This window comes from Nonomuraea bangladeshensis (assembly GCF_039529455.1).
Lineage (GTDB): Bacteria > Actinomycetota > Actinomycetes > Streptosporangiales > Streptosporangiaceae > Nonomuraea > Nonomuraea bangladeshensis.
In genome coordinates this window covers 229,605-249,644 of record NZ_BAAAMV010000002.1, presented here as the reverse complement: position 1 = coordinate 249,644, position 20,040 = coordinate 229,605, and the positions used below count along the sequence as shown (strand labels likewise).

The 20,040-nt window shown below is 73.9% G+C and carries 18 protein-coding genes; 7 read left to right on the top strand and 11 right to left on the bottom strand.

Features of this window, described 5'->3' with window-relative positions:
- Positions 1–11: 11 nt before the first annotated feature.
- On the bottom strand, positions 12–1,667 hold the full coding sequence (locus ABD292_RS05240; protein ID WP_344205635.1) for a carboxypeptidase-like regulatory domain-containing protein: 1,656 nt from the start codon (positions 1,665–1,667) through the stop codon (positions 12–14).
- Between the two features lie 231 nt (positions 1,668–1,898).
- Positions 1,899–2,303, bottom strand: coding sequence for a hypothetical protein (locus tag ABD292_RS05235; RefSeq protein WP_344205633.1), 405 nt, complete (start codon positions 2,301–2,303; stop codon positions 1,899–1,901).
- Between the two features lie 209 nt (positions 2,304–2,512).
- Here ABD292_RS05235 and kdgD point away from each other — a divergent pair, with 209 nt between their 5' ends.
- A complete protein-coding gene (kdgD, locus tag ABD292_RS05230) occupies positions 2,513–3,445 on the top strand; it encodes a 5-dehydro-4-deoxyglucarate dehydratase (protein WP_344205631.1) in 933 nt (310 codons plus the stop codon).
- Positions 3,446–3,454: 9 nt separating this feature from the next.
- Positions 3,455–4,495 carry a C45 family autoproteolytic acyltransferase/hydrolase gene (locus ABD292_RS05225; protein WP_344205629.1) on the top strand — a complete coding sequence of 347 codons (1,041 nt, stop codon included), beginning with the start codon at positions 3,455–3,457 and terminating at the stop codon, positions 4,493–4,495.
- 4 nt (positions 4,496–4,499) lie between these two features.
- Here the strand turns inward: ABD292_RS05225 and ABD292_RS05220 are convergent, their stop codons facing one another.
- On the bottom strand, positions 4,500–4,928 hold the full coding sequence (locus ABD292_RS05220; RefSeq protein ID WP_344205627.1) for a nucleoside deaminase: 429 nt from the start codon (positions 4,926–4,928) through the stop codon (positions 4,500–4,502).
- Positions 4,925–5,773, bottom strand: coding sequence for a TIGR03619 family F420-dependent LLM class oxidoreductase (locus tag ABD292_RS05215; protein ID WP_344205625.1), 849 nt, complete (start codon positions 5,771–5,773; stop codon positions 4,925–4,927). The genes ABD292_RS05220 and ABD292_RS05215 overlap by 4 nt, the downstream gene beginning before the upstream one ends.
- A 93-nt stretch (positions 5,774–5,866) precedes the next feature.
- On the opposite strand from ABD292_RS05215, the gene ABD292_RS05210 reads away from it, so the two are divergent.
- The gene (locus ABD292_RS05210) at positions 5,867–6,316 is read left to right on the top strand and encodes an Lrp/AsnC family transcriptional regulator (protein ID WP_344205623.1); all 450 of its coding nucleotides are present in this window, start codon (positions 5,867–5,869) and stop codon (positions 6,314–6,316) included.
- Here the strand turns inward: ABD292_RS05210 and ABD292_RS05205 are convergent.
- From ABD292_RS05205 to ABD292_RS05195, 3 genes are read right to left on the bottom strand one after another with little or no spacing between them, the layout of a single operon-like run.
- On the bottom strand, positions 6,313–6,672 hold the full coding sequence (locus tag ABD292_RS05205; RefSeq protein ID WP_344205621.1) for a hypothetical protein: 360 nt from the start codon (positions 6,670–6,672) through the stop codon (positions 6,313–6,315). The two genes, ABD292_RS05210 and ABD292_RS05205, sit on opposite strands and share 4 nt — an antisense overlap.
- 7 nt (positions 6,673–6,679) lie before the next feature.
- A complete protein-coding gene (locus tag ABD292_RS05200; RefSeq protein WP_344205619.1) occupies positions 6,680–7,585 on the bottom strand; it encodes a WXG100-like domain-containing protein in 906 nt (301 codons plus the stop codon).
- Complete coding sequence (locus ABD292_RS05195) at positions 7,582–7,944, bottom strand: YbaB/EbfC family nucleoid-associated protein (RefSeq protein ID WP_344205617.1); 363 nt, start codon at positions 7,942–7,944, stop codon at positions 7,582–7,584. Before ABD292_RS05195 ends, ABD292_RS05200 begins: the two co-directional genes overlap by 4 nt.
- Positions 7,945–7,997: 53 nt before the next feature.
- On the opposite strand from ABD292_RS05195, the gene ABD292_RS05190 reads away from it, so the two are divergent.
- Complete coding sequence (locus ABD292_RS05190) at positions 7,998–8,705, top strand: SDR family oxidoreductase (RefSeq protein ID WP_344205615.1); 708 nt, start codon at positions 7,998–8,000, stop codon at positions 8,703–8,705.
- 59 nt (positions 8,706–8,764) lie between these two features.
- On the opposite strand, the gene ABD292_RS05185 is transcribed toward ABD292_RS05190, so the two are convergent.
- Together ABD292_RS05185 and ABD292_RS05180 are read right to left on the bottom strand one after the other, a co-directional pair.
- On the bottom strand, positions 8,765–12,760 hold the full coding sequence (locus tag ABD292_RS05185) for a S8 family serine peptidase (protein WP_344205614.1): 3,996 nt from the start codon (positions 12,758–12,760) through the stop codon (positions 8,765–8,767).
- 530 nt (positions 12,761–13,290) lie between these two features.
- Positions 13,291–16,149: a helix-turn-helix transcriptional regulator gene (locus ABD292_RS05180; RefSeq protein WP_344205613.1), complete on the bottom strand. Its 2,859-nt coding sequence runs from the start codon at positions 16,147–16,149 to the stop codon at positions 13,291–13,293.
- 93 nt (positions 16,150–16,242) lie between these two features.
- Here ABD292_RS05180 and ABD292_RS05175 point away from each other — a divergent pair, with 93 nt between their 5' ends.
- Positions 16,243–16,878, top strand: a complete 636-nt coding sequence (locus ABD292_RS05175; RefSeq protein WP_344206435.1) for a LysE family translocator — start codon at positions 16,243–16,245, stop codon at positions 16,876–16,878.
- A 16-nt stretch (positions 16,879–16,894) separates the two neighbouring features.
- Here the strand turns inward: ABD292_RS05175 and ABD292_RS05170 are convergent, their stop codons facing one another.
- Both ABD292_RS05170 and ABD292_RS05165 read right to left on the bottom strand, forming a co-directional pair.
- Positions 16,895–17,806 (bottom strand): cation diffusion facilitator family transporter, encoded by a 912-nt coding sequence (locus ABD292_RS05170; protein WP_344205610.1) that lies wholly within the window; start codon positions 17,804–17,806, stop codon positions 16,895–16,897.
- Complete coding sequence (locus tag ABD292_RS05165; protein WP_344205608.1) at positions 17,806–18,219, bottom strand: ArsR/SmtB family transcription factor; 414 nt, start codon at positions 18,217–18,219, stop codon at positions 17,806–17,808. The genes ABD292_RS05170 and ABD292_RS05165 overlap by 1 nt, the downstream gene beginning before the upstream one ends.
- A gap of 91 nt (positions 18,220–18,310) precedes the next feature.
- Here ABD292_RS05165 and ABD292_RS05160 point away from each other — a divergent pair, with 91 nt between their 5' ends.
- Positions 18,311–19,096 (top strand): IclR family transcriptional regulator, encoded by a 786-nt coding sequence (locus ABD292_RS05160; RefSeq protein WP_344205607.1) that lies wholly within the window; start codon positions 18,311–18,313, stop codon positions 19,094–19,096.
- Positions 19,097–19,160: 64 nt separating this feature from the next.
- A complete protein-coding gene (locus ABD292_RS05155) occupies positions 19,161–20,009 on the top strand; it encodes a fumarylacetoacetate hydrolase family protein (protein WP_344205606.1) in 849 nt (282 codons plus the stop codon).
- Positions 20,010–20,040 lie beyond the last annotated feature (31 nt).

Sequence of the window (20,040 nt, the reverse complement as noted above, 5' to 3'; positions counted from 1 at the left end):
CGTGCTGACGGTCACCCGGTGCCCGGGGTGACCGTGACCCGGCGCGAGACCCTGACCGCCCCGGCCGTGGTGTTCCCGGTCCACCTCGCCATGTAGGTGTACGTCCCGGCGGTGGGGGGCGTGTCGGTGAAGGTGTACGAGCCGTCGGCGTTCGTGCTCACCGGTTCGAGCGTGACGGACTCGGAGGAGTCTCCGTCCGAGACCGTGCGCTGCACGATGATCGTGGCGCCGGGTCCGGACGGCCCGTGGCCCGCCGTCAGCACGCCGGTAAGCTCCAGGGGCTCGCCGACGGTGCCGGACTCCGGCCCGTCCAAGGTGAGGGTGGAAGGGCGCTGGACCGCCACGGTGGCGGAGGTCGTGCTCCAGCGGGCTCTGCCGTCTCCGTCCCAGAGCACGGTGTAGGTCACCGCGCCGACGTCCGGCGGCGTGTCCGTGAAGGTGAACGTGCCATCCTTGCCTGTCGTCACGCTGTCGAGCGGCTCACTCGTCCCGTCGGCCAGGCGGCGGGTCACGGCGAGCGCCCCCCTGCCAAGCGGCCTGCCGTCGGCATATGTGAGCCGCCCCTTGAGGCGGACCGGTGCGCCGAACGGCTCGCGCGCCGGAGCCGTCAGCGTCAGCTCGGAGGCCGGCAGCGCGACACCGTGCAGCCGCCACAGCAGCAGCCGGCCCGCCGAATCGCGCAGCAGCGCGAAGACGTCCGGCTCGGAGAACACGACGCTGCCAGGGACCAGCTCGGCGTCCGGCTGGCCGGCGGAGTACACCACCGCTCCGGTCTCGCCGTTGTAGAGCGTGAAGTCGGTGCCCCCCTGGCGTCCCGCGGCCACGAAGCGCCCGCCAGCGGAGATCGCCACGGCGGCCGGGTGCCCGTCCCCTTCGTCCCCGTAGGCTCCGGTCGCCGCCAGGGTCGTGGTGTCGTACTTGGTGAAGGTCCCGGGGGCGTCGGCCGCCGAGATCAGGGTGGAGCCGTCGGAGGTGAGCGCGAGCTCGTTCAGCCCGGCGAGGTTCCCCGTCCGGCCGTCGATCTCGCCGCGCAGGACCGGGGCGTCGCCGCCGACGTCGTAGACCAGCAGGTCGGCGTGGTCCGTGCCGGTCTCGCCGACCACGAGCGTGTCGCGGGCGGCCGCGAGCGCGGGAGGCCGGGCGTGTACGCGCCCGAGCGTCACCGGTTCCGGCGCCGCCACCGTGAGGTTCAGGCCGACGGCGCCGCCGTTCTCGCCGCCCTCCTCGCCGCCGCAGCCGTGTCCCACCCACAGCCAGTCGCCGGACAGGGCCAGCGTGGACGGGCAGGGATGTGCGGACAGGTCGAGGCGCCGGATGACGGTGTTGCTCGCGGTGTCGATCTCGGCCACCTCGTTCGAGCCGGGGAGCGAGGCGTACAGGCGGGTGGCGGCCGCGTTCAGGGCCAGCCGGGCCACGCCCGGCAGGCCGGTGATGACGTCGCCCGTGTCGTTTCCGTCCATGTCGGCCACCATGATCCGGTCCGCGGCGGAGACGAACACCCGGCCACCCCCGGCGGCGAGGTCGGCGGTGAAGGAGGTGATGCTCACCCCGAGGTCTCTCGTGGTGTCGGTGGCCGAGGCGACGGTGGCCGGCACGGTGAGCAGACCCGTGATCAGGGCGGCGGCGCCGCAGGAGGCGGCTAATCGGCGGACCAGCGGATGGGGCACGTGGGGCCTCCCAAGATCGAAACAGACGTTCCCATGACGTCCTACCGGTGCTCCCACGTCAAGACCGCGATCTCACCGGAAACTCGACCCTCCGTGATACCGCCAGGTCGACGCGCCCGCGCGGCTTCAAACTGTGATCAAGCACGCCCTGGTCCGGCCGGCGCGCAGGGCTCCTTCGCGTACGGAAGGAGTCCTGCCGGTTTCGCTCGGTCGCGGGTCCCGCGTCGCCCGCTAGTAGTCCTGGCAGGGCAGGCCGTGGGACTCGTAGCCGCCGCCGGGCTTGTGGTACCAGAGCTGCGCGCACAGCCGCTTGCCCGCGACCTCCGACACCCGGCCCTTCAGGAACTCCCTGGTGCCGCCGCTGTAGGAGTAGTCGCCCGTGCCGCCGTACCGTGCGCCGGTCGCCCAGTACCAGATGTCGATGTGGTAGGTCCCGCTGACCCCGGTGTTCTGCTGGACGCTGACGCGGCGCGTACCGGCCGGATCGGTGTTCGAGCCGATCCACATCCAGCCGTTGCCGCCGGCCGCCGCGGGCGGCGCGCCGATGGCCGCGACGGTTCCGGCGAGCAGGACGCCGAGCGCCGCACTGATCATGCTCCGCCGCATCGTGCCGCGTCGCCTCGATCTCGTTGTCACGTGAACCTCCATGGTCCAGGCCGTCGTACGGATGCGAGATGGTGCGGAGCGCTCCTCTGCCGATGCTGCCGCGTGGGGCGTGTCTTCGACAGGACATTGACCGGCCATCTGCCGCCTCTCCGGGCTGAGCAGAGGTGATGCCGTACGGGTATCACCGGATGCAGAAATGCACTTGGACGGGAATCGTCGCTCGTCCCTAACCTGGCGGCATGAGCATGTCCCGTTACTCCCCGCAGGAGCTCGCCGCCCGGCTCAGGAGCGGTCTGTTGTCGTTCCCCGTCACGCACTTCACCCCTGACCTGCGCTTCGACGAGGCGGGCTACCGCGACCACCTGTCCTGGCTGAGCGAGCACCCGGTGGCCGGGCTGTTCGCGGCGGGCGGCACCGGTGAGGGCTTCTCACTGACCGGCGAGGAGATCGACCGGGTCGTCCGGGCGGCGGTCGGCGAGGTCGGCGGCCGGGTCCCGGTCATCGCGCCGGCCACCGGCGGCACCGCCACCGCCGTCGCCCAGGCGCGCGCCGCCGAGGCGGCGGGCGCGGACGGGGTGCTGCTGATGCCGCCCTACCTCACGGAGGCCGGTCAGGACGGGCTGGTCGAGCACGTGTCGGCGGTCTGCGCCGCCACCGGGCTCGGCGTGATCGTCTACAGCCGGGCCAACGCGGTGCTCACCGACCGCGCCGTCGAGCGGCTGGCCGCGCGCAACCCGACGTTCGTCGGGCTCAAGGACGGCGTCGGCGACATCGAGAACCTCACCCGCGTCTACGCCGCCGTCGGCGAGCGGCTGGCCTACATCGGCGGCCTGCCCACGGCCGAGACCTTCGCGCTGCCGCTGCTGCAGCTCGGCGTGAGCACGTACTCGTCGGCGATCTTCAACTTCCTGCCGGAGTTCGCGCTCGCCTTCTACGCCGACGTCCGGGCGCAGGACCACGCGGCGGTCTACCGGCGCATCCGGGAGTTCATCGTGCCCTACCTGGACATCCGGGACCGGACGAAGGGGTACGCCGTCTCGATCGTCAAGGCGGGCCTCGCCGCCGTGGGCCGCCCCGCGGGCCCGGTCCGGCCGCCGCTGCAGAACCTGACCGACGCCGAGCTCGCCGAGCTGACCCAGCTCATCGGCAAGATCTCCCCAAGGATCGCCTAGCATCACAAGATGGCCGGGATGACGGTGATCGAGTGCGCGGGCAGCCCTCTGGAGATGGGGCGGGCGCACGGCGAGCAGGCGCGGCCCGTCGTGCGGCGGGCCCTGGAGGCGTGGCGGGAGGTCACCGCCCCGTCGGGCGTGGCCGGGCTGCTCACCGGGTCGCCGCTGCTCGGCACCGTCCGGCGGCTCATGCCGGAGCTCGCCGACGAGCTGCGGGGGATCGCCGAGGGCGCGGGCGTGCCGTTCGAGGACGTCGCCGCGTACAACTGGATGGACGAGGGCTGGTGGATGCGCCGCCGGCACCTGCGCGAGCACGGCTGCAGCGTCGTCGGCGGGCAGCCGGCCGGCGGCCCCTACCTGGCGCAGAACATGGACCTGCCGACGTTCATGGACGGCTCCCAGCTCGTGCTGCGGCTGCGCCCGCAGGACGGGCCCGAGCAGGTCGTGCTGACCTCGGCCGGGCTGCTCGCGCTCACCGGCGTCAACGCGGCGGGCGTCGCGGTCTGCGTCAACACGCTGGGCATGCTGAGCGGCGACCCGTACGGGCTGCCGGTGGCCGCGGTGATCCGCGGCGTGCTGGCCCGCCGCGACCGGGCCGCCGCGGTGGCCTTCCTGCGCGGCGTCGGCCACGCCAGCGGCCAGCACTACGCCGTGGGCGACGCCTCGGGCATCGAGAGCCTGGAGTGCTCGGCGGCCGGCGCGGTGCCCGTGCCGCTGCGCGAGGGCCGCCTCATCCACACCAACCATCCGCTGGCCAGCGACGACCTCGACGCCGGCGCGCTGGACCGGCTGCGGGAGACGGGCCGCGTACGCGACTCGGAGAACCGGCTGCGCTTCCTCGACGCCGCCCTGCGCCCGGACGGCACTCCGGGTGAGGCCGAGACGGTGCTCGCCGACGACACCGTGCCGATCTGCGTTCCCGGGGTGCCCGAATGGCCCACGCGCACGTTCGGCTCGGTCGTCTACGAGCTGGGCGGGGCGCCGCGGGCGCGGATCAGGCCGGGCCTGCCCGGCCGGGCGCAATGGCTCGAACCGGGCTGGGCGGGCTGAGCGCTCAGCGGTAGTAGCCCTCGACCGGGACGCGGGCCTCGTCGTGGAGCGCCGGGCCCTCCTGCGGCACGTGCGGCCAGGCGGCGCCGCCCGGCTTGAGCTCGCCGAGCTGCCCCTCCGACAGGGCATAGACGACGCGTCCGAGGCCGCTGCGCTGGATCGCCCCCGTGCACATGCCGCACGGCTGGCAGCTCGTGTACATCGTGGTGGCGGCGGCGGTCGCGGGGTCGAGCTCGCGGGCCGCCCAGACGGCCAGCTTCAGCTCGGGGTGCGCGCTGATGTCGCGGCCGGTGACGGTGGTGTTGCGCTCCTCGGCGAGCACCTTTCCCTGGGCGTCGGCCAGCAGCGAGCCGAACGGCGGGTCGCCCGCCGCGCGGGCCTCTGCGGCCAGCTCGATCGCCCGGCGCAGCAGCGATTCCTCGTCCGGTGTCATGATTGCTCCTTCCGTAGGTCCGTGTGGGCGGCGACGTCGGCGAGCATCCGCCATTTGGCCGCCGGGTGAAGGGTCTCGGCCGGGTCGCCGTCGAACGGGTCGAGGACGACCGTGTCGGCGCCGAGCCGTTCGAGCTCGGCGAGGTCCGCGGTGACCTGCTCGATCGTGCCTTCGCCGGCCCGCCGGTCCGGCGAGGTGACGGGCGTGGCGGTGATCCGCAGGTGGATGCGCGGGGCGAAGGCGGGCACCGGCCGGTCGCCGGCGATCGTCCGCATCCGCTCCACCGCCTCGCGCAGCCACGGCAGGGTGTTGCGCAGCGGGTGCCAGGCGTCGCCGAGCCGGACGGCCCGGCGGATGCCGACGTCGCTGTTGCCGCCGATCCACAGCGGCAGCGGGCCCGCGCGCAGGTCCTCGGTGTCCTCGCGGGCGGCCCGCAGGGCCCGCAGCACCTCGTCGGTCAGCTCGCCGCGCCGCTCGAACGGCACCCCGAGCGCGGCGAACTCCTGCCGCGCCCATCCGGAGGCCACGCCGAGCACCAGCCGGCCGCCGCTCAGCCGGTTGAGGTTGGCGGCCATGCGGGCGGTCAGCAGCGGGTGCCGGTAGGGCGCGATGAGCACGGTCGTCCCGAGCCTGATCCGGCCGGTGACGCCGGCCAGCCAGGAAAGGGTGGTGAACGGCTCGTAGAACGGCGCGGGATATTGCGCGGCGACGTCCGGCGTCACCACGACGTGGTCGGAGACCATCAACAGGTCGAAGCCGAGGCCCTCCACGGTCTGCGCCCACGCGCGCAGGACGCCCGGGTCGGTGCCGGGGCCGAAATTGGGGACGTTCACGCCTAGTCGCACCGGTTCAGGCTATCCAGGCGGCCTGGCCGGGAGTAAGGGATTTCTCCCGGTATGAACGGCTGTTGGCCGGGATTATCCCGGTAGATTGGCCGGATGGCCGAGAACATCGACGCGACCGACTGGGCGATCCTGGCCGAGCTGCAGCGGGACGGGCGGATGCCGTTCACCGAGCTGGGCCGGCGGGTACGCCTCAGCTCCTCGGCGACCACCGAACGGGTGCGCCGGCTGGAGTCGCTGGGCGTCATCACCGGCTACCGCGCCGAGGTGGACCTGGAGAAGGCCGGGTTCGCGGTGCTGGCCGTGGTGCGGCTGAAATATCCGGGCAACCGGCACGAGCCGCTGCACCGGCTGCTCGCCGAGCGTACGGAGATCCTGGAGTGCCTGCGCACCACCGGCGACGACTGCTACACGCTGAAGGTCGCGGCGTCCTCCATGCGGCACCTGGAGCGGCTGGTGGGCGAGCTCGCCGAATTGGGCAGCACGACCACGAGCGTCGTCTACAGCCAGCCCCTGCCCTACCGGGGCCCGCGGCCCGCTTCCTAGCCGGTCCCCCAGACGGGCCGTCCCGGGTCGGCCGGGGGCAGCTCGGCCAGGATCTCCGCGATGGTCGCCCAGTCGGCCACCTGGACGACGTCCGCCATGAGCCGCAGCCGCTCGGCGATCTCCTGGTGGGCGCCGAGCCATGTCTCCACGCCCGCCATGACCTGGCCGGTGACCGCCTCGTAGCCGCCGGCGCCGCCCTCTCCCTTGGAGAAGGTCGTGCCGAGCTTGTCGCCGCCCCAGAAGGCCCCGATGGCGTTCAGCTCGCCGGCCGCCTCGCGGACGAACTCCCCCAGCGCCTCCCGTTCCAGGTCGTAGGCGTCGGCGGCGGAGCGGAGGTGCTTCTTGTGGATCTCCACGCCGCGCTCAGCCTCCCGCCGGTTTGTGGGCCATCGTGAAGTACAGCAGCATGCGGCCCAGGGTCTCCTTCCAGGTCGGCACCAGCTCCTCCCCCGACTGCCCGTTCATGGCGTCGTAGGAGGGGCCGTAGCCGAGGGAACCGCCGGCGAGGCGGCTCAGGAAATACTGCACGTCCGCGTTGGAGCTCACCTTCCTGGCCACCGGCGCGGCGGCGTCGAACACGCCGTAGAAGGCGACCGACGCGGCGAACTCCTTCAGCGCCTGCCTGGCGTTGTCCCCCAACGAGCCGGGGTCCTCGCCGCGCGCCGCCTTCACGCCCGCGACCACGGCCACGTCGCCGACGGCGAAGAAGGCGCTGCCGATCGTGTACTCGGTCAGCTTGGCCGCCACGATCCGCGCGACGGAGTGCTCCAGCAGCCGCGCCAGCATGCCCGCCTGGGCGCGGCGCATGAGGAACTGGGTCATCTGGTACGCCGCCCCCGCCTGCCACGGGAAGGTGCTGATGAAGACGAAACTGGCGAAGTTGGCCCACGCCAGCGTCCAGTACGCGTGCCTGGCCGTCTCGATCGCGTCGGCGTACTCGGCGCAGGCCTCGCTGTTGTCCCTGCAGCGGCGGGCGAGCCTGGCGGCGTAGCCGTCGCCGGGGTCGGGCGGGTAGAGGCCGGGGGTGACGGCCTCGCGGAACTCGGGCACGCCGCCGCCCTCGTTCCTGCGCCACACCGAGGCCGCGGCGCCGTACGTGTGGCCGGGGCTGCGCTCGACGCGCTCGGCCAGCCGCGCCCAGACGGCGGCGGCCTGGCGGGCCTTGTCCGGATCGCCTTCGGGGTAGTCGACCGCCAGCATCTGGAAGACGAAGGCGGCGATGCCGAGGGTGCCGGCGCCGTAGACGCCCGCGCGGCCGGGACTGATCATCGGGCCCGCCTCCGCTCGCGGGCGGGCGGCGCGCTCTCGGGCCGCGCGTGCTCCAGGGGCGTGCCGGCGAGGAACGGCGCCACCAGGTCGGCGGCCCTCTCCCCCGCCGCCTGGGCCGCCCGCGCGGACGCCCGCAGGATCGCCTCGGCGAGCCGGTCGGAGCCGAGGCGCATGGCACGCGGGTCGTTGGCGAGCCCGGTGAGCGCGCCGTCCTGCGTCGTCTCGGCGACGACCCGGCCGTCCGCGGCCTCGCCCCGTCCCCTGACCTCGGCGAGCCGGTCGCGCAGCGCCTCCAGCGCCGCGAGGTCCCGCCGGTGGTCCGCCAGCAGCCTGCCGAGCTCGGTGTCGTCCGCCTCCATGATCTTCACTATAACTGGTAGGGATTACATCTTTAGGCGGGTAGCGTGGCCGCATGGTGATCGTCGTGACCGGCGCCACCCGCGGCATCGGCCGCGGCCTCGCCGAGCAGTTCGCCGCCCGCGGCCACCAGGTCGTCACCTGCGGCACCACCGGCGGCGACGTGATCGCCGACGTGACCGACCGCGACCAGGTGCGCCGGGTCTGGGACACCGCCGTGGACCGGCACGGCCGGGTCGACATGTGGATCAACAACGCCGGCGTCACCCATTCCCGGCTCCCGCTCTGGGAGCTGCCCGCCGGCGAGGCCGGGCACGTGCTCGACGTCAACCTCAACGGCGTCGTCAACGGCTGCGCGGTGGCCGTGCGGGGCATGGCCGCCCAGGGGCACGGCCATGTGTGGAACATGGAGGGCCTCGGCAGCGACGGCCGGGTCGTGCCGGGGCTGGCCGTCTACGGCGCGAGCAAGCGGGCGCTGACCTACCTCACCAAGGCGCTGGCCGCGGAGGTCCCCCCTGGGGTCTCCGCCGGGCTGCTGAGCCCCGGCATGGTGGTCACCGACCTGCTCATGCGCGACGCCGGGCCGGCGCCGAGCCGGGCGTTCCTGCTGCTCGCCGACCGGGTGGAGACGGTGACGCCGTGGCTGGCCGAGCAGGCGGTCGCGCGGGCCCGCAACGGCGCGCACGTACGCTGGCTGACCAAACGCAAGGTCGTCGCCCGCTTCGCCCTGGCCCCGTTCACCGGCCGCGACGTGCTCTCCTGAGCCCGCAACGCCGGAACTCCCGCCGGCCGGGGGCCGGCGGGAGCCCTACAGGGAGGTGCTCAGCGCAGGTTGAAGGCGCGCAGCGCGGTCTGCTTGACGCGGTTGCCGGCCGCGTCCCACGCCTCCACCTTCAGGCTGACCGCGCCCTTCGTCGCCCGGTACGCCGGGTACGTGGCCGAGGCGGTGTAACGGCCGTCCCGTCCCTTCCTGAGATCGGCGGGCCGCCACGTGGCGCCGTCGTCGGTGCTGGTCCACAGGCGTACGCCCGCGATGGCGGGCGTCCTGCCGCCCGACGGCCCGTGGTAGGCCTCCAGCTCGAACGTGTGCCGCCGGCCGGCCGCCACCGTGTTCCGCTCCGACAGGGTGCCGCCGAGGTCGTAGCTGACGTAGACCGCCGGCACGGTGCGGCACTGCTCCACCGCCCCGTCGATCCACCAGGCGTAGCAGTTGAGCCCCGGCTGCGTCTGGTCCTTGCCGGGCGGGGCGGTGAACGTCCACTCGATGTCCTGCAGGTCGTTCTTCGCCGTCAGCCGGTAGGCGCCCTTGCCCTCGGGCAGCGGGTAGCGCGGCAGCTTCATGAACGGGTCGACGGGCGTGTTCGGGATCTCCTTGCCGTCGCGGTAGAGGTGCAGGTCGTAACGCGGCTGGATGTCGCCGAAGACGACGCCGTCGTCACGCCCCTCCCCGACCCCGTTGACCATGGACGGCGTCACCCACAGGTTGCCGTCGTGCACGCAGATCGCGCACGGCATCCCGATGAGTGCCGTCATGGGCGGGGCGTCCCGGTCGCCGAGCCGGTACAGGCTCTCGCCCGAGGTCGCGGCGCCCGGCACGCTCGGCAGGGCGAACCACTGCTGGACCGTGCTCCCGGCCTTGTCGAAGACCTGGGTGCGGAAGCGGGTCTCCTCGACGTCCTGGACCGGGTCGGGGGTGATGAGCGCGGAGACGCCCCCCTGGTTCACGACCTTGGGATCGAGCGGCCAGATCCACTGCGGCCTGCGGTCGGGCGCCGGGTAGGACCAGTGCAGCTCGTTCGAGGCGGTCGAGGTGTAGGAGACGTCGTCGGGCCGCCACGCGCTGCGCCAGTTCATGTAGTTCCGGTACGGCCCTGCGTGCACGTCGAGGTCGACGCGGTGCATCTGGCGTTCGGTGACCTTGTAGCGCATCGAGTCGGGGACGCGGCCGTCGGCGTACGGCTTGAACACGTACGAGTACGGCGTGTTCGGCGTGCTCACCACGTCGATCGTGACCTGGCCGCGCCGGACCGCCTCACGGATCTTGGTGCCCTCGGCGTTCGAGACGTAGGCGACGGGGATGCCGACCGGCTTCGCCGGCCCGGTGTTCGGCTTCTGGGCGATGCCCAGCGGGATCGGGCACCTGCCGCGCTCCTCGTTGAAGGCCAGGACGCCGGCCGCGCCCGCGTCCCTGACCGCCGACGTACGCTCGACCTGCAGGCCGCACTCGGGGCCGAACACGCCCTCGGCCAGCTCGGCGTCGATCAGGACGAGCGCGCCGCGCACGTTCTTGCCCGCGAGGTCCTCGGGCCGGCCCTTGCCCCCGTCCACGACCCGCAGGCTCTTGTTCGGGAACGGCACCCAGCCGGGGTGGAGCTCGGCCCGGTCGACGATGTGGACCCGGGAGACCGGGTGCAGGGCGACCGGCTTCGGCGTGCGCATCGTCATGCTGACCTCGGGCACGCCGAGCTCCCACTGACCGGTGAGGCGGAAGCCGCCCTTGGTGACCCGCTTGGTGGGCAGCGCCCAGGCCTTCTCCCACGCGCCGACCGGACGGTTGACCGGCAGGGCGCCGCCGTAGACCGCGCCGCTCGGCAGGGTCCGCTGGAAGAACAGGTCGTAGCTGTTGTTGAGCGGCTGCGCGGTCTTCGGCGCGTCGAACGAGATCTCGGTGGCCTTGCGAGCGTCGAGGGTGATCTCGGTGTCGCCGGTGACGGTGACCTCCGGCTCGAACAGCCAGGCCCGGTTCGCGCGGTCGTCGCCGTCCACCCAGTCCAGCACCTGGACCACGCTGACGGTGCCGACCGGCACCCGGGTGACGACCAGGCCGGTGTCGTGGATGCTGTGCGGGCCGAGCTCGCCCTTGGTGCCGTCCACGTCGACGACGCTCATGGCGGTCGGGGTGCGCGGCTTGCCGTCCCGGTCGAGGGTGCGGATCGTGAGGTTCACCTTGGGGACGTCGCGCACCGCGCCGAGCGGCGTGGTGAGCCGTACGTCGCCGCCCGCCTCGGCGGTCACGGCGCCGCTGTAGGTGCCGAGGCCGAGCCCGGACGGGTCCAGGGTGACCTTGGTGCCGGCGGTGCCGCCCGCCGGGACGGTCAGCGTGGACTCGGCGAGGCTCACCTTCGCGCCGCCGCTCATGGCCGCCTTCAGCGCGAGCGTGACGGGCTCCTTGCCGAGGTTGGTGTAGGTGACCTCGCCGGTACGCGGCTCACCGTCCCCCTCCAGCAGGCCGAAGTCGACGCCGCCGCCGGTCGCGAAGACCTGCTGGCGGGTGGCCCGCTCCAGGTCCACGCGGCCCGCGCCCTGCTCGTAGACGGTGAAGCCGTCGTCCTTCGCGGTGGACATCAGGGCGGACTTGAGCTGCTGGGCGGTCCAGCCGGGGTGCTGCTGGGCCATGATCGCCACGGCGCCTGCCACGTGCGGCGTGGCCATCGAGGTGCCGGAGGCGGCGGTGTAGCGGTCGTCCACCGGATTGCCCATGGAGGTGCCCGCGGCCCGGGCGGCCACGATGTCCACGCCCGGCGCGGCGATGTCCGGCTTGAGCGCGCCGTCGCCGACCCTCGGCCCGCGGCTGGAGAAGCCGGCGAGCTGGTCGCTCTTGTCCACGGCGGCCACGGTCAGCGCCGCGTCGGCCGCGCCGGGGGTGCTCACGCTCTCATTGGCGCCGACGTTGCCCGCGGCGATCACGAACAGGGTGCCGGTCTCGGCGGTCAGGTCGTTCACGGCCTGGCTGAGCGGGTCGGTGCCGTCGGTGGGCGGGCCGCCGAGGCTCATGCTGACCGCCTTGGCGCCGCTGCGGGCGGCCCACTCCATGCCCTCGATGATCCACGACTCCTGGCCGGAGCCGCCGTTGTCGAGCACCTTGCCGACGACCAGCTTCGCGCCGGGCGCGACGCCCTTGTTCCTGCCGCCGGAGGCCGCGCCGGTGCCGGCGATGGTCGAGGCGACGTGGGTGCCGTGCCCCTGGCCGTCCTGCACCTCCTGGTCGGGGACGAACGACCTGCTGTCGGCGATCTTGCCGGCCAGGTCGGGGTGGGCGAGGTCCGCGCCGGTGTCCAGGACGGCGACGGTCACGCCGGTGCCGTCGTGGCCGCGTTCCCATGCCCGGGGCGCGCCGATCTGCGGGACGCTCTGTTCGAGGTCGGCCTTGACCTTGGCGTCCAGCCAGATCTTGGCGATGCCGCCGCGCAGGCTCTTCGCGGTGCTCTGCTGGGCGCGCACGGCCTCCCAGAACGTGCCCGCCTCGCCCTTGGTGACGTCGAGGGCGGCGGCGTGGATGCTCTCCAGCGTACGGGTGGGCTCGCCGGCGGGGATGGCCGCGGCGGAGCGCTTGACCTCGGCCTCGGGCCGCCCGCCGGGGTACTGGACGATGACCGGCAGATGCTTGGTCGCGTCGTCGGCGTAGCCGTTCTCGGCGAGGTACTTGACGTCGAACAGCCGCTTGTCCAGCAGCCCCGCCTGGATGGCGGCGACGGCGTCGTCCGGCAGCACGTGGACGCCGTCCGGGGTGAACTGGGTGAACAGGTTGATCCCCTGGCGGGTGCCGGGGGCGGGCTCGACGCGGTACTTGCCGGGGACGGTCTGGGTGAGCTGGACCTTGTCACCGGTGATCAGCGTGACGACCAGGCGGCGGGCGCGCACGCCGGTCAGGGGGACGGTCTGCGCCTCGTTCCGCGCGTCCTGGGCAGCGGCGGTGGGGGCGGGGGCCGGGGTGGTCGCGGCGGGGGCGGGGGTCGCGGGCGACAGGACCGTCAGCACGGTGACGGCGGTCAGCAACGCGCCTGCGCGGCGCGCTAACGGGGGGCGGGGCAGCGCCATGGGCGGCCTTTCTGAGGGGGGCTTTGCGGCGATCGACCGGCGGACGTGGCCCGCCGGGTGGCGGTTCAGACGGGCTCGAAGCCTTCGGGCAGTCCCGATGGCGGCACGGGGTCCGCGGATGCCGGGGGCGCGGAGGTCAGGCCCGCAGAGGTCAGGCCCGCAGAGGTCAGACCGGGGGTCAGGCCCGCGGAGGTCAGGTCCGCGGGGGCCGGGTCCGTGGGGGGTGGGTCGTGGGAGGCGGGCTCGCCGCCGGGGTCCTGCCGGCCCGGACGCGGCGCTGGTGGGGTTTCGGACACGGGGAAAGTGTCGCGGCGGCGGCACGGAAGGGGGAATGGGGAGCCCTATGGGGAAAAATCCCCATTTGGGGGGCGACATGGAGAACCCCATAGGGGATCAGGGAGACCACGCGAGGGACGACGCGGGAAACCATGCGAGGGGCGACGTCGGAAACCATGCGAGGGGCGACGTGGGAGACCAGCCCCGGAAACGGTGTCGGGAGCCTCGCCGGTCAGGGAGGTCCCGGGCGGGCCTCAGTCGAGGAGGCGGGCGAGCTCCGTCCGTGACCGGGCGCCGACCTTGCGCATCGCCGCGCTCACATGCTTGTCCACCGTCTTAGGCGACAGGAACAGCTCCCTGGCGATCTCCTGGTTGGTCAGCCCCTCCGCCGCCAGCCGGGCCACCTGCTCCTGGCGGGCCGACAGCACGTGGTCGTCCCCGCCGCGTGCCGGCGCGACCGGCGACGGGCGGAGCCCCCACCGGCGGCCCAGCCCGGCCGCGCGGTCCAGGTCCCAGCGGGCGCCGAGCTCCCCGTACAGGGTGACGGCCCGGCCGAGCCGGGTGGCGGCGGCGGGGTCGTCCAGGGTGAACAGGCAGGCGGCGGCCTGCTCGTGGGCCTGCGCGGCCTCGTACCTGGCGGGGACCGCCTCGAAGGCGTCCGCCGCCGCGGCGAACTCGGCGGCGGCCTCCGCCTGCCGCTCGCCGGCTGCGGCGAGAAGGCCGCGGGCGTACGCGAGCGACGGCCCGGCCAGCGGGGCGTCGAGCCCGTCGAGGCGGGCGGCGTACGTGGCGACCGTGTCCGCGGCGTCCCCGGCCCGGCCAGCCGCGAGCAGCGCCTGGGTGAGCGCGGGCAGCGTGCGGACGGCCACTGGCCACAGGCGCGCCGCCTCCCAGTGGACGGCCGCCTCGGCCGCCACGGCGAGCGCCGCCTCCGGCTCGCCCCGGAGCGCGGCCAGGCGCAGCAGCACGGTCAGGGGCAGGACGAGATCGTCGACCTGCCCCCGCGTCTGGGCCATGGCGACCACGTCGAACAGGAACGGCGGCGCCGACTCCGGCCGCCCCTGGATCGCGGCCAGGCAGGCGCCCACCGCGTCCACGATGATCCGCTCGTGCGGCTCGTCGCCGAAGTGCTCGCGCAGCTCCTCCAGCCGCGCCGCGAGGCCGTCCCACGAGCCCTCGACGTAGTCGGCCACGGCGATGATCACCAGGGAGCGCAGTTCGAGCCGTCCCCGCAGGTCGGGTTCGGCGCCGTCCTCGATCGCGGTCGTCACCAGGCGGCGGCCGGCGCGGTGGTGGCCGGGGAACAGGCTGGCCCCGCCGATGGAGCGGTAGGCGTTCACCTCGCGGCGCAGCAGCCTGCGCCCACCGGTCTCGCGCAGCAGGTCCTCGGCCAGCCCGGCCCAGCGGGGGTCGCCGATCACCACGAAGATCATCGCGATCTTGCCGAGGACCAGCATCCGCATGGCGGGGTCGGCCACGGCGGGCAGCGTCGCGAGCGCGCGTTCCAGCCAGGCCATGGCCTCGTCCTGCGGCACGGGGCTCGGCGGGCGGCCCACGCCGACCATGGCCCAGGCGGCGAGGCCGGGCTGGCCGGGCTCCCCCGGGCGACCGGTCAGGTCCTCGGCGGCGGCGGCGAAGGCCTCGCCGATGCGGGCCTCGTCGGTCCGCGTACGTTCCAGGTGCAGCGCGAGCAGCAGGCGCAGCGTGCCGCGGAGCGGGCGGGGCACGTCCTGCTCCAGCGCGGCGGCGATGAGGCCGGCGACGGGCGGGGGGCGCAGCAGCTCCAGTGCGGCCCAGCCGAGCCTGACCGTCAGCTCCGCCCGGCGCGCCGCCGGCGGGTCGGTCTCGCTCAGCATGTCCGCCAGCAGCCGCGCGGCCTCGGCGTCGTCACCCAGTCTGGACGCCTGCTCGGCGGCCTCGACGGCGGTCTCGGCCCACTGCTCCGTACGTCCGGCGTGCCGCAGGTGGTGCGCCAGCCGTCCGAGCGGCACCGGCCGCAGCCCGCGTACGGCGTCGGCGGCCTCGGCGTGCAGCGCCCGGCGGCGGCCGGCCGGGATGGCCTCGTACACCGCCTGCGCCGCCAGCACGTGCCGGAACCCGACCAGGCCGCCGGCGTCCGTGAGCAGCCCGGAGCCGAGCACCTCGTCGATCGCCCCGGCCTCGCCGGCGGCCAGCAGGCCGATGGGCACCGGCGTCTGGAGCACGGCGACCCGCTCGGCCACCTCCTTGGCCCCGGCGGACAGCCGGGCGACGCGCTCCTGCACCGAGGCGCGTACGCCGCTCGGCACGTCCAGCTCCTCCAGGGCGCGGCGCGCCCAGCCGCCCTCCCACCTGATGAGCGTGCCCCGGGTGCGCAGCAGCGCCAGCAGCTCCTGGACGGCGAGCGGCAGCCCGGACGCCCGCGCGCACAGGTGCTCGGCGAACTCGGCCGTCACCTCCTCCGCCCCGAGGATGGCCGAGGCCATGACCCGGGTCTGGGCGGCGTCGAGCGGCGGCAGCACCAGGTGCTCGCGCCGGATCGCGTCGGGGAGACGGGCGGTGATCCCCCGGACCGCGGCGGGCGCCTCCTCCCCCCGGTAGGTCAGGACCACCCGGAGCGTGCCGGGCGGCGTTCCCGGCGGCACGGACATCAGGTAGGTCAGGAACTCGACCGTCTGATCGTCCGCCCAGTGCAGGTCCTCCACGACCAGGACGGCCGGGCCGAGCGCGGTCAGCACCTCGGCGAGCCCGCGGAAGACCCGGTGCCGCTCGGCCGCGCGGTCGTCCAGCGGGGGCGGCGCGGGCGGCAGCGCCGCGGCCAGCTCGGGCAGCAGCTCGCGCAGGGCTCCGGCGACCGGCGACAGGGCGGACTCCCCGAGGTCGGCGGCCCGGCCGCGCAGCGCCTCCACCAGCGCGCCCAGCGGGAACGGCTCCCTGATCTGCAGGCAGGCGCCGCGCAGCACCCGCAGGCCGGTCACGGCGGGGCCGTCCAGCAGCTCGGCGACCAGCCTGGACTTCCCGATCCCGGCCTCGCCCTCGACCACGGCCACGGCGGGGACGGGAGAGGCGACGGAGATCAGCTCGACGAGCCGGGCGAGCTCTTTCTCCCGCCCCACGAGTATCGGGGAGACCATCCGCCCAGCTTGCATCGGATCATTCAACTGCACCCGGAGTCATCGGGCAATGTCATCTCTCGTACTGGTCGTCCGGGTAAAGTCGCGCATGTGATGATCGGCAGCTCCTTGTGGTCATTCGCGCTCGTCGTCGGGTTGCTCACCCTCACGCCGGGACTCGACACCGCCCTGGTCCTGCGGACCGCGGCACTCGGACGCCGCCGGGGCGCGTGGGGCGTGGTCCTGGGGATCCAGGCGGGCACGCTGGTGTGGGGCGCGCTCACCTCGCTCGGCGTGACGGCCGTGCTCACCGCCTCGCACCTCGCGTACGAGGCGCTGCGGTGGGCGGGGGCGGCGTACCTGGTGTGGATGGGCGCGCGGATGCTGATCGGCACCTTCCGCGGGGAGAACCCCGGTGAGGGGGACGAGCCCGAGGCCGCTCCTGCGCTGGACAGCATGACGCGCGGCTTCCGGCAGGGCCTCACGACGAACCTGCTCAACCCGAAGGTGGGCGCGTTCTACGTCGCCGTGCTGCCGCAGTTCATCCCGGCGGGGGCCGCCCCGCTGGCGATGGGGGTGCTGCTCGCCTCGGTCCACGCCGCGCTCGGGCTGATCTGGTCGACGGTGCTGGTCGCCTTCGCCCGCGTCCTGCGCGAACGGCTGAGGACGACCCGCGCGAGGCGGCTCCTGGACCGGATCACCGGGACGGTGATCGCGGCCTTCGGCGTCCGGCTCGCGCTCGGCGACTGAGCCGCCCCGGGCGGGGCTACCAGCCGATCTCGTCGCAGCCGGTGTGGTCGTGCGGCTCCACCTGGAGGGTGGCGTGGGCCACGCCGTGACGCCGGCGGAGCAGGTCGCGGGCCTGGTCGAGCACCGCGTGGTGGTCGTCCTGGTCGGCCGTGACGAGGTGGGCGGTGGCGACGTTCATGCCCGAGGTGAGCGTCCACAGGTGCAGGTCGTGGACGTCGCGCACGCCCTCGATGGCCGCGAGGTCGGCGGCGACGGCGGCGGCGTCGAGCCCTTCCGGCACGTGCTGCCCGAGCACGGCGAAGACCTCCCGGCCGAGCGAGACGGCCCGTACGGCGACGAACACGCCGATGGCCAGCGCGATCAGCGTGTCCCAGAACACCTGCCCGGTCGCCGCGATGAGCCAGCCCGCGACGACGACGCCGACCGAGCCGGCCGTGTCGGCGACGACCTCCAGGTAGGCGCCCTTGACGTTGAGGCTCTCGCGCGCGCCGGCGCGCAGCAGGACCAGTGCGACCAGGTTGACCGCCAGGCCGATCGCGCCGACGACGAGCATCGGCCCGGCGGAGACCTCGGCGGGCCCGCCGATCCGGCCGATCGCCTCGGCGACCACGTAGACCGCGACGCCCAGCATGAGCACCACGGCCAGCAGCGAGGCGAACACCTCGGCCCGGTAGGAGCCGTAGCTGCGCCGGCCGGTCGTGTCGGGGCGGGTGGCGATCCGGGTGGCGACCAGCGCCGCGCCGAGCGTGACCACGTCGGCGGCCATGTGCCCGGCGTCCGACATGAGGGCCAGCGAGCCGGAGAGCAGCCCGTAGACCAGCTCGACCACGAAGAAGCAGCCGATCAGGGCGAACGCGAGCGCCAGCCGCCAGCGGTGCCGCCCGGCGGCGTGCCCGTGCCCATGTCCCTGCCCGTGTCCCGCGCCCATCACCGGTCTCCGGAGCGTTCGGGGTGGATCGCGTCGGTGTGCTCGGTGTGGGCGAGCGCCAGGTCGAGCAGCATCCGTACGTGCGGGTCGGCCAGCCGGTAGTAGGCCATCCGGCCGGCCCGGCGGGCGGCGACGATGCGGTGCGCGCGCAGCAGCCGCAGGGCGTGTGAGACGGCGGACTCGCTCTGGCCGGTGACGGCGGCGAGGTCGCACACGCACAGCTCGCCCTCCAGGAGGGCGACGAGCAGCTTCAGCCGGTTCGTGTCCGACAGCAGGCCGAAGACGTCGGCCGTGTCGGCGAGGTCGTCGCCGGGCGGCATCCGCTCGCGCACGGCGGCGACCCGGTCGGCGTCCACGACCTTGAGTGCGCAGCCGTCCACGGCGGTCACGCTCACATCTGAAGAGTTGTTCATATGTCTATTGTGTCGTTGGGACAGAGGTTGTCAACAGACCCCAAAGACGGCCAACTTTCGTTTGACGGAACGATGGTCTAATGTTCGGAACGTGTCGCGAGCCACCCCTGACGACCCCGCCGCCGAGACCCGGCTCGTCGGGTCCGACCGCGTGCTCGCGGTGCTCGCCGAGCTGGCCCGCCATCCCGACGGCATCGGGCTGGAGGAGATGGCGCGGGCCGTGGCGAGCCCCAAGCCGACCGTGCACCGCGCGCTGGCGGCGCTGCGCAGGGCCGGGTTCGCCGCGCAGCACGGCCACGGCCGCTACGTGCTGGGCGACGAGTTCCTGCGGATGGCCTTCGCGCACCACGAGGAGCGGCCCGACCACGTCCGCGTCACCCCGATGCTGAAGGCGCTCTGCGACCGGCACGGCGAGACCGTCCACTACGCGGTGCTGGACGGGGCCTCGGTGGTCTACCGCTCCAAGCTGGATCCCCCGATGGGGGCGGTGCGGCTGACGTCCGTCGTGGGCGGGCGCAACCCGGCGCACTGCACCGCCGTCGGCAAGGTGCTGCTGGCCCACGCCTTACCCGACGAGGACGCGGTCCGCGCCTGGGTGGGCGGCCGGACGCTGGAACGCCGCACCGAGCGCTCGATCGGCACGGCCGGCGAGCTGCACGCCGAGCTGACCCGCGTCCGCGAGCAGGGCTACGCGGCCGACGACCAGGAGAACGAGCCGGGCGTCAACTGCGTCGCGGTCCCCGCCTACCTGACCTCGCCCACCTCGCCCAGCGGCGCGATCAGCGTCAGCGGCCTGGCCTACCGCACCCCGCTGCGCGCCCTGATCGACGACCTGCCCGCCATCCGCGCCATCGTCTCCGGGGAGGACCCTTCGTGAACGGCCACCGTGGAGAGCGGCGCCTGCCCACGCCCTACTGGAACCCCTTCTGAAAGAGATCCCCGTGCACCTCATGCGCATCGGCGCGCCCGGCGCCGAGAAGCCCGTCGTCCGCATCGACGAGCACCACTACATCGACGTCTCCGACGTCACCCCCGACTTCGACGAACGCTTCTTCGCCGCCGGCGGCGCCGCGCTGCTCGCCGGCAAGGTCGCCACCGGCCGGCCGCAGGAGTTCACGGGCGAGCGCATCGGCGCGCCGATCGCGCGCCCGCACCAGATCCTGTGCATCGGGCTCAACTACAGCGACCACGCCGCCGAGACCGGCCAGGCCGTGCCCGACGAGCCGATCCTGTTCACCAAGTCGCCCAACACGCTGGTCGGGCCGTACGACGACGTCCGCATCCCGCGCGGCTCCACCAAGACCGACTGGGAGGTGGAGCTGGGCATCGTCATCGGCAGGCGCACCTCCTACCTCGACTCGGTCGAGGAGGCGAAGGACGCGATCGCCGGCTACTGCGTGGTCAACGACGTCAGCGAGCGGGCGTTCCAGATGGAGCGCGGCGGGCAGTGGAGCAAGGGCAAGTCCGCCGAGACCTTCAACCCGGCCGGCCCCTGGCTGGTCACCCCCGACGAGATCGCCGACGTCAGGAACCTCGGCATGTGGCTCGACGTCAACGGGGTGCGCCGGCAGACCGGCACCACCAAGACCATGATCTTCGACCCGTACGTCATCGTGCACCACCTGAGCCAGTTCATGGTGCTGGAGCCGGGCGACCTGATCAACACCGGCACCCCGCCGGGCGTCGGCATGGGCCACGACCCGCAGATCTGGCTCCAGCCCGGCGACGTGATGGAGCTCGGCATCGAAGGACTCGGCAGCCAGCGCCAGAACGTCGTCGGACCGCGCTAGCGCCCGGCCCCCGCACCATCGCACGTCCCCA

Coding starts and splice junctions, on each gene's coding strand:
- kdgD (WP_344205631.1), top strand. CDS start 2,513: ATGAGCATGTCCCGTTACTCCCCGCAGGAGCTCGCCGCCCGGCTCAGG.
- ABD292_RS05225 (WP_344205629.1), top strand. CDS start 3,455: ATGGCCGGGATGACGGTGATCGAGTGCGCGGGCAGCCCTCTGGAGATG.
- ABD292_RS05220 (WP_344205627.1), bottom strand. CDS start 4,928: ATGACACCGGACGAGGAATCGCTGCTGCGCCGGGCGATCGAGCTGGCC.
- ABD292_RS05210 (WP_344205623.1), top strand. CDS start 5,867: ATGGCCGAGAACATCGACGCGACCGACTGGGCGATCCTGGCCGAGCTG.
- ABD292_RS05200 (WP_344205619.1), bottom strand. CDS start 7,585: ATGATCAGTCCCGGCCGCGCGGGCGTCTACGGCGCCGGCACCCTCGGC.
- ABD292_RS05195 (WP_344205617.1), bottom strand. CDS start 7,944: ATGGAGGCGGACGACACCGAGCTCGGCAGGCTGCTGGCGGACCACCGG.
- ABD292_RS05190 (WP_344205615.1), top strand. CDS start 7,998: ATGGTGATCGTCGTGACCGGCGCCACCCGCGGCATCGGCCGCGGCCTC.
- ABD292_RS05185 (WP_344205614.1), bottom strand. CDS start 12,760: ATGGCGCTGCCCCGCCCCCCGTTAGCGCGCCGCGCAGGCGCGTTGCTG.
- ABD292_RS05180 (WP_344205613.1), bottom strand. CDS start 16,149: ATGGTCTCCCCGATACTCGTGGGGCGGGAGAAAGAGCTCGCCCGGCTC.
- ABD292_RS05175 (WP_344206435.1), top strand. CDS start 16,243: ATGATCGGCAGCTCCTTGTGGTCATTCGCGCTCGTCGTCGGGTTGCTC.
- ABD292_RS05170 (WP_344205610.1), bottom strand. CDS start 17,806: ATGGGCGCGGGACACGGGCAGGGACATGGGCACGGGCACGCCGCCGGG.
- ABD292_RS05165 (WP_344205608.1), bottom strand. CDS start 18,219: ATGAACAACTCTTCAGATGTGAGCGTGACCGCCGTGGACGGCTGCGCA.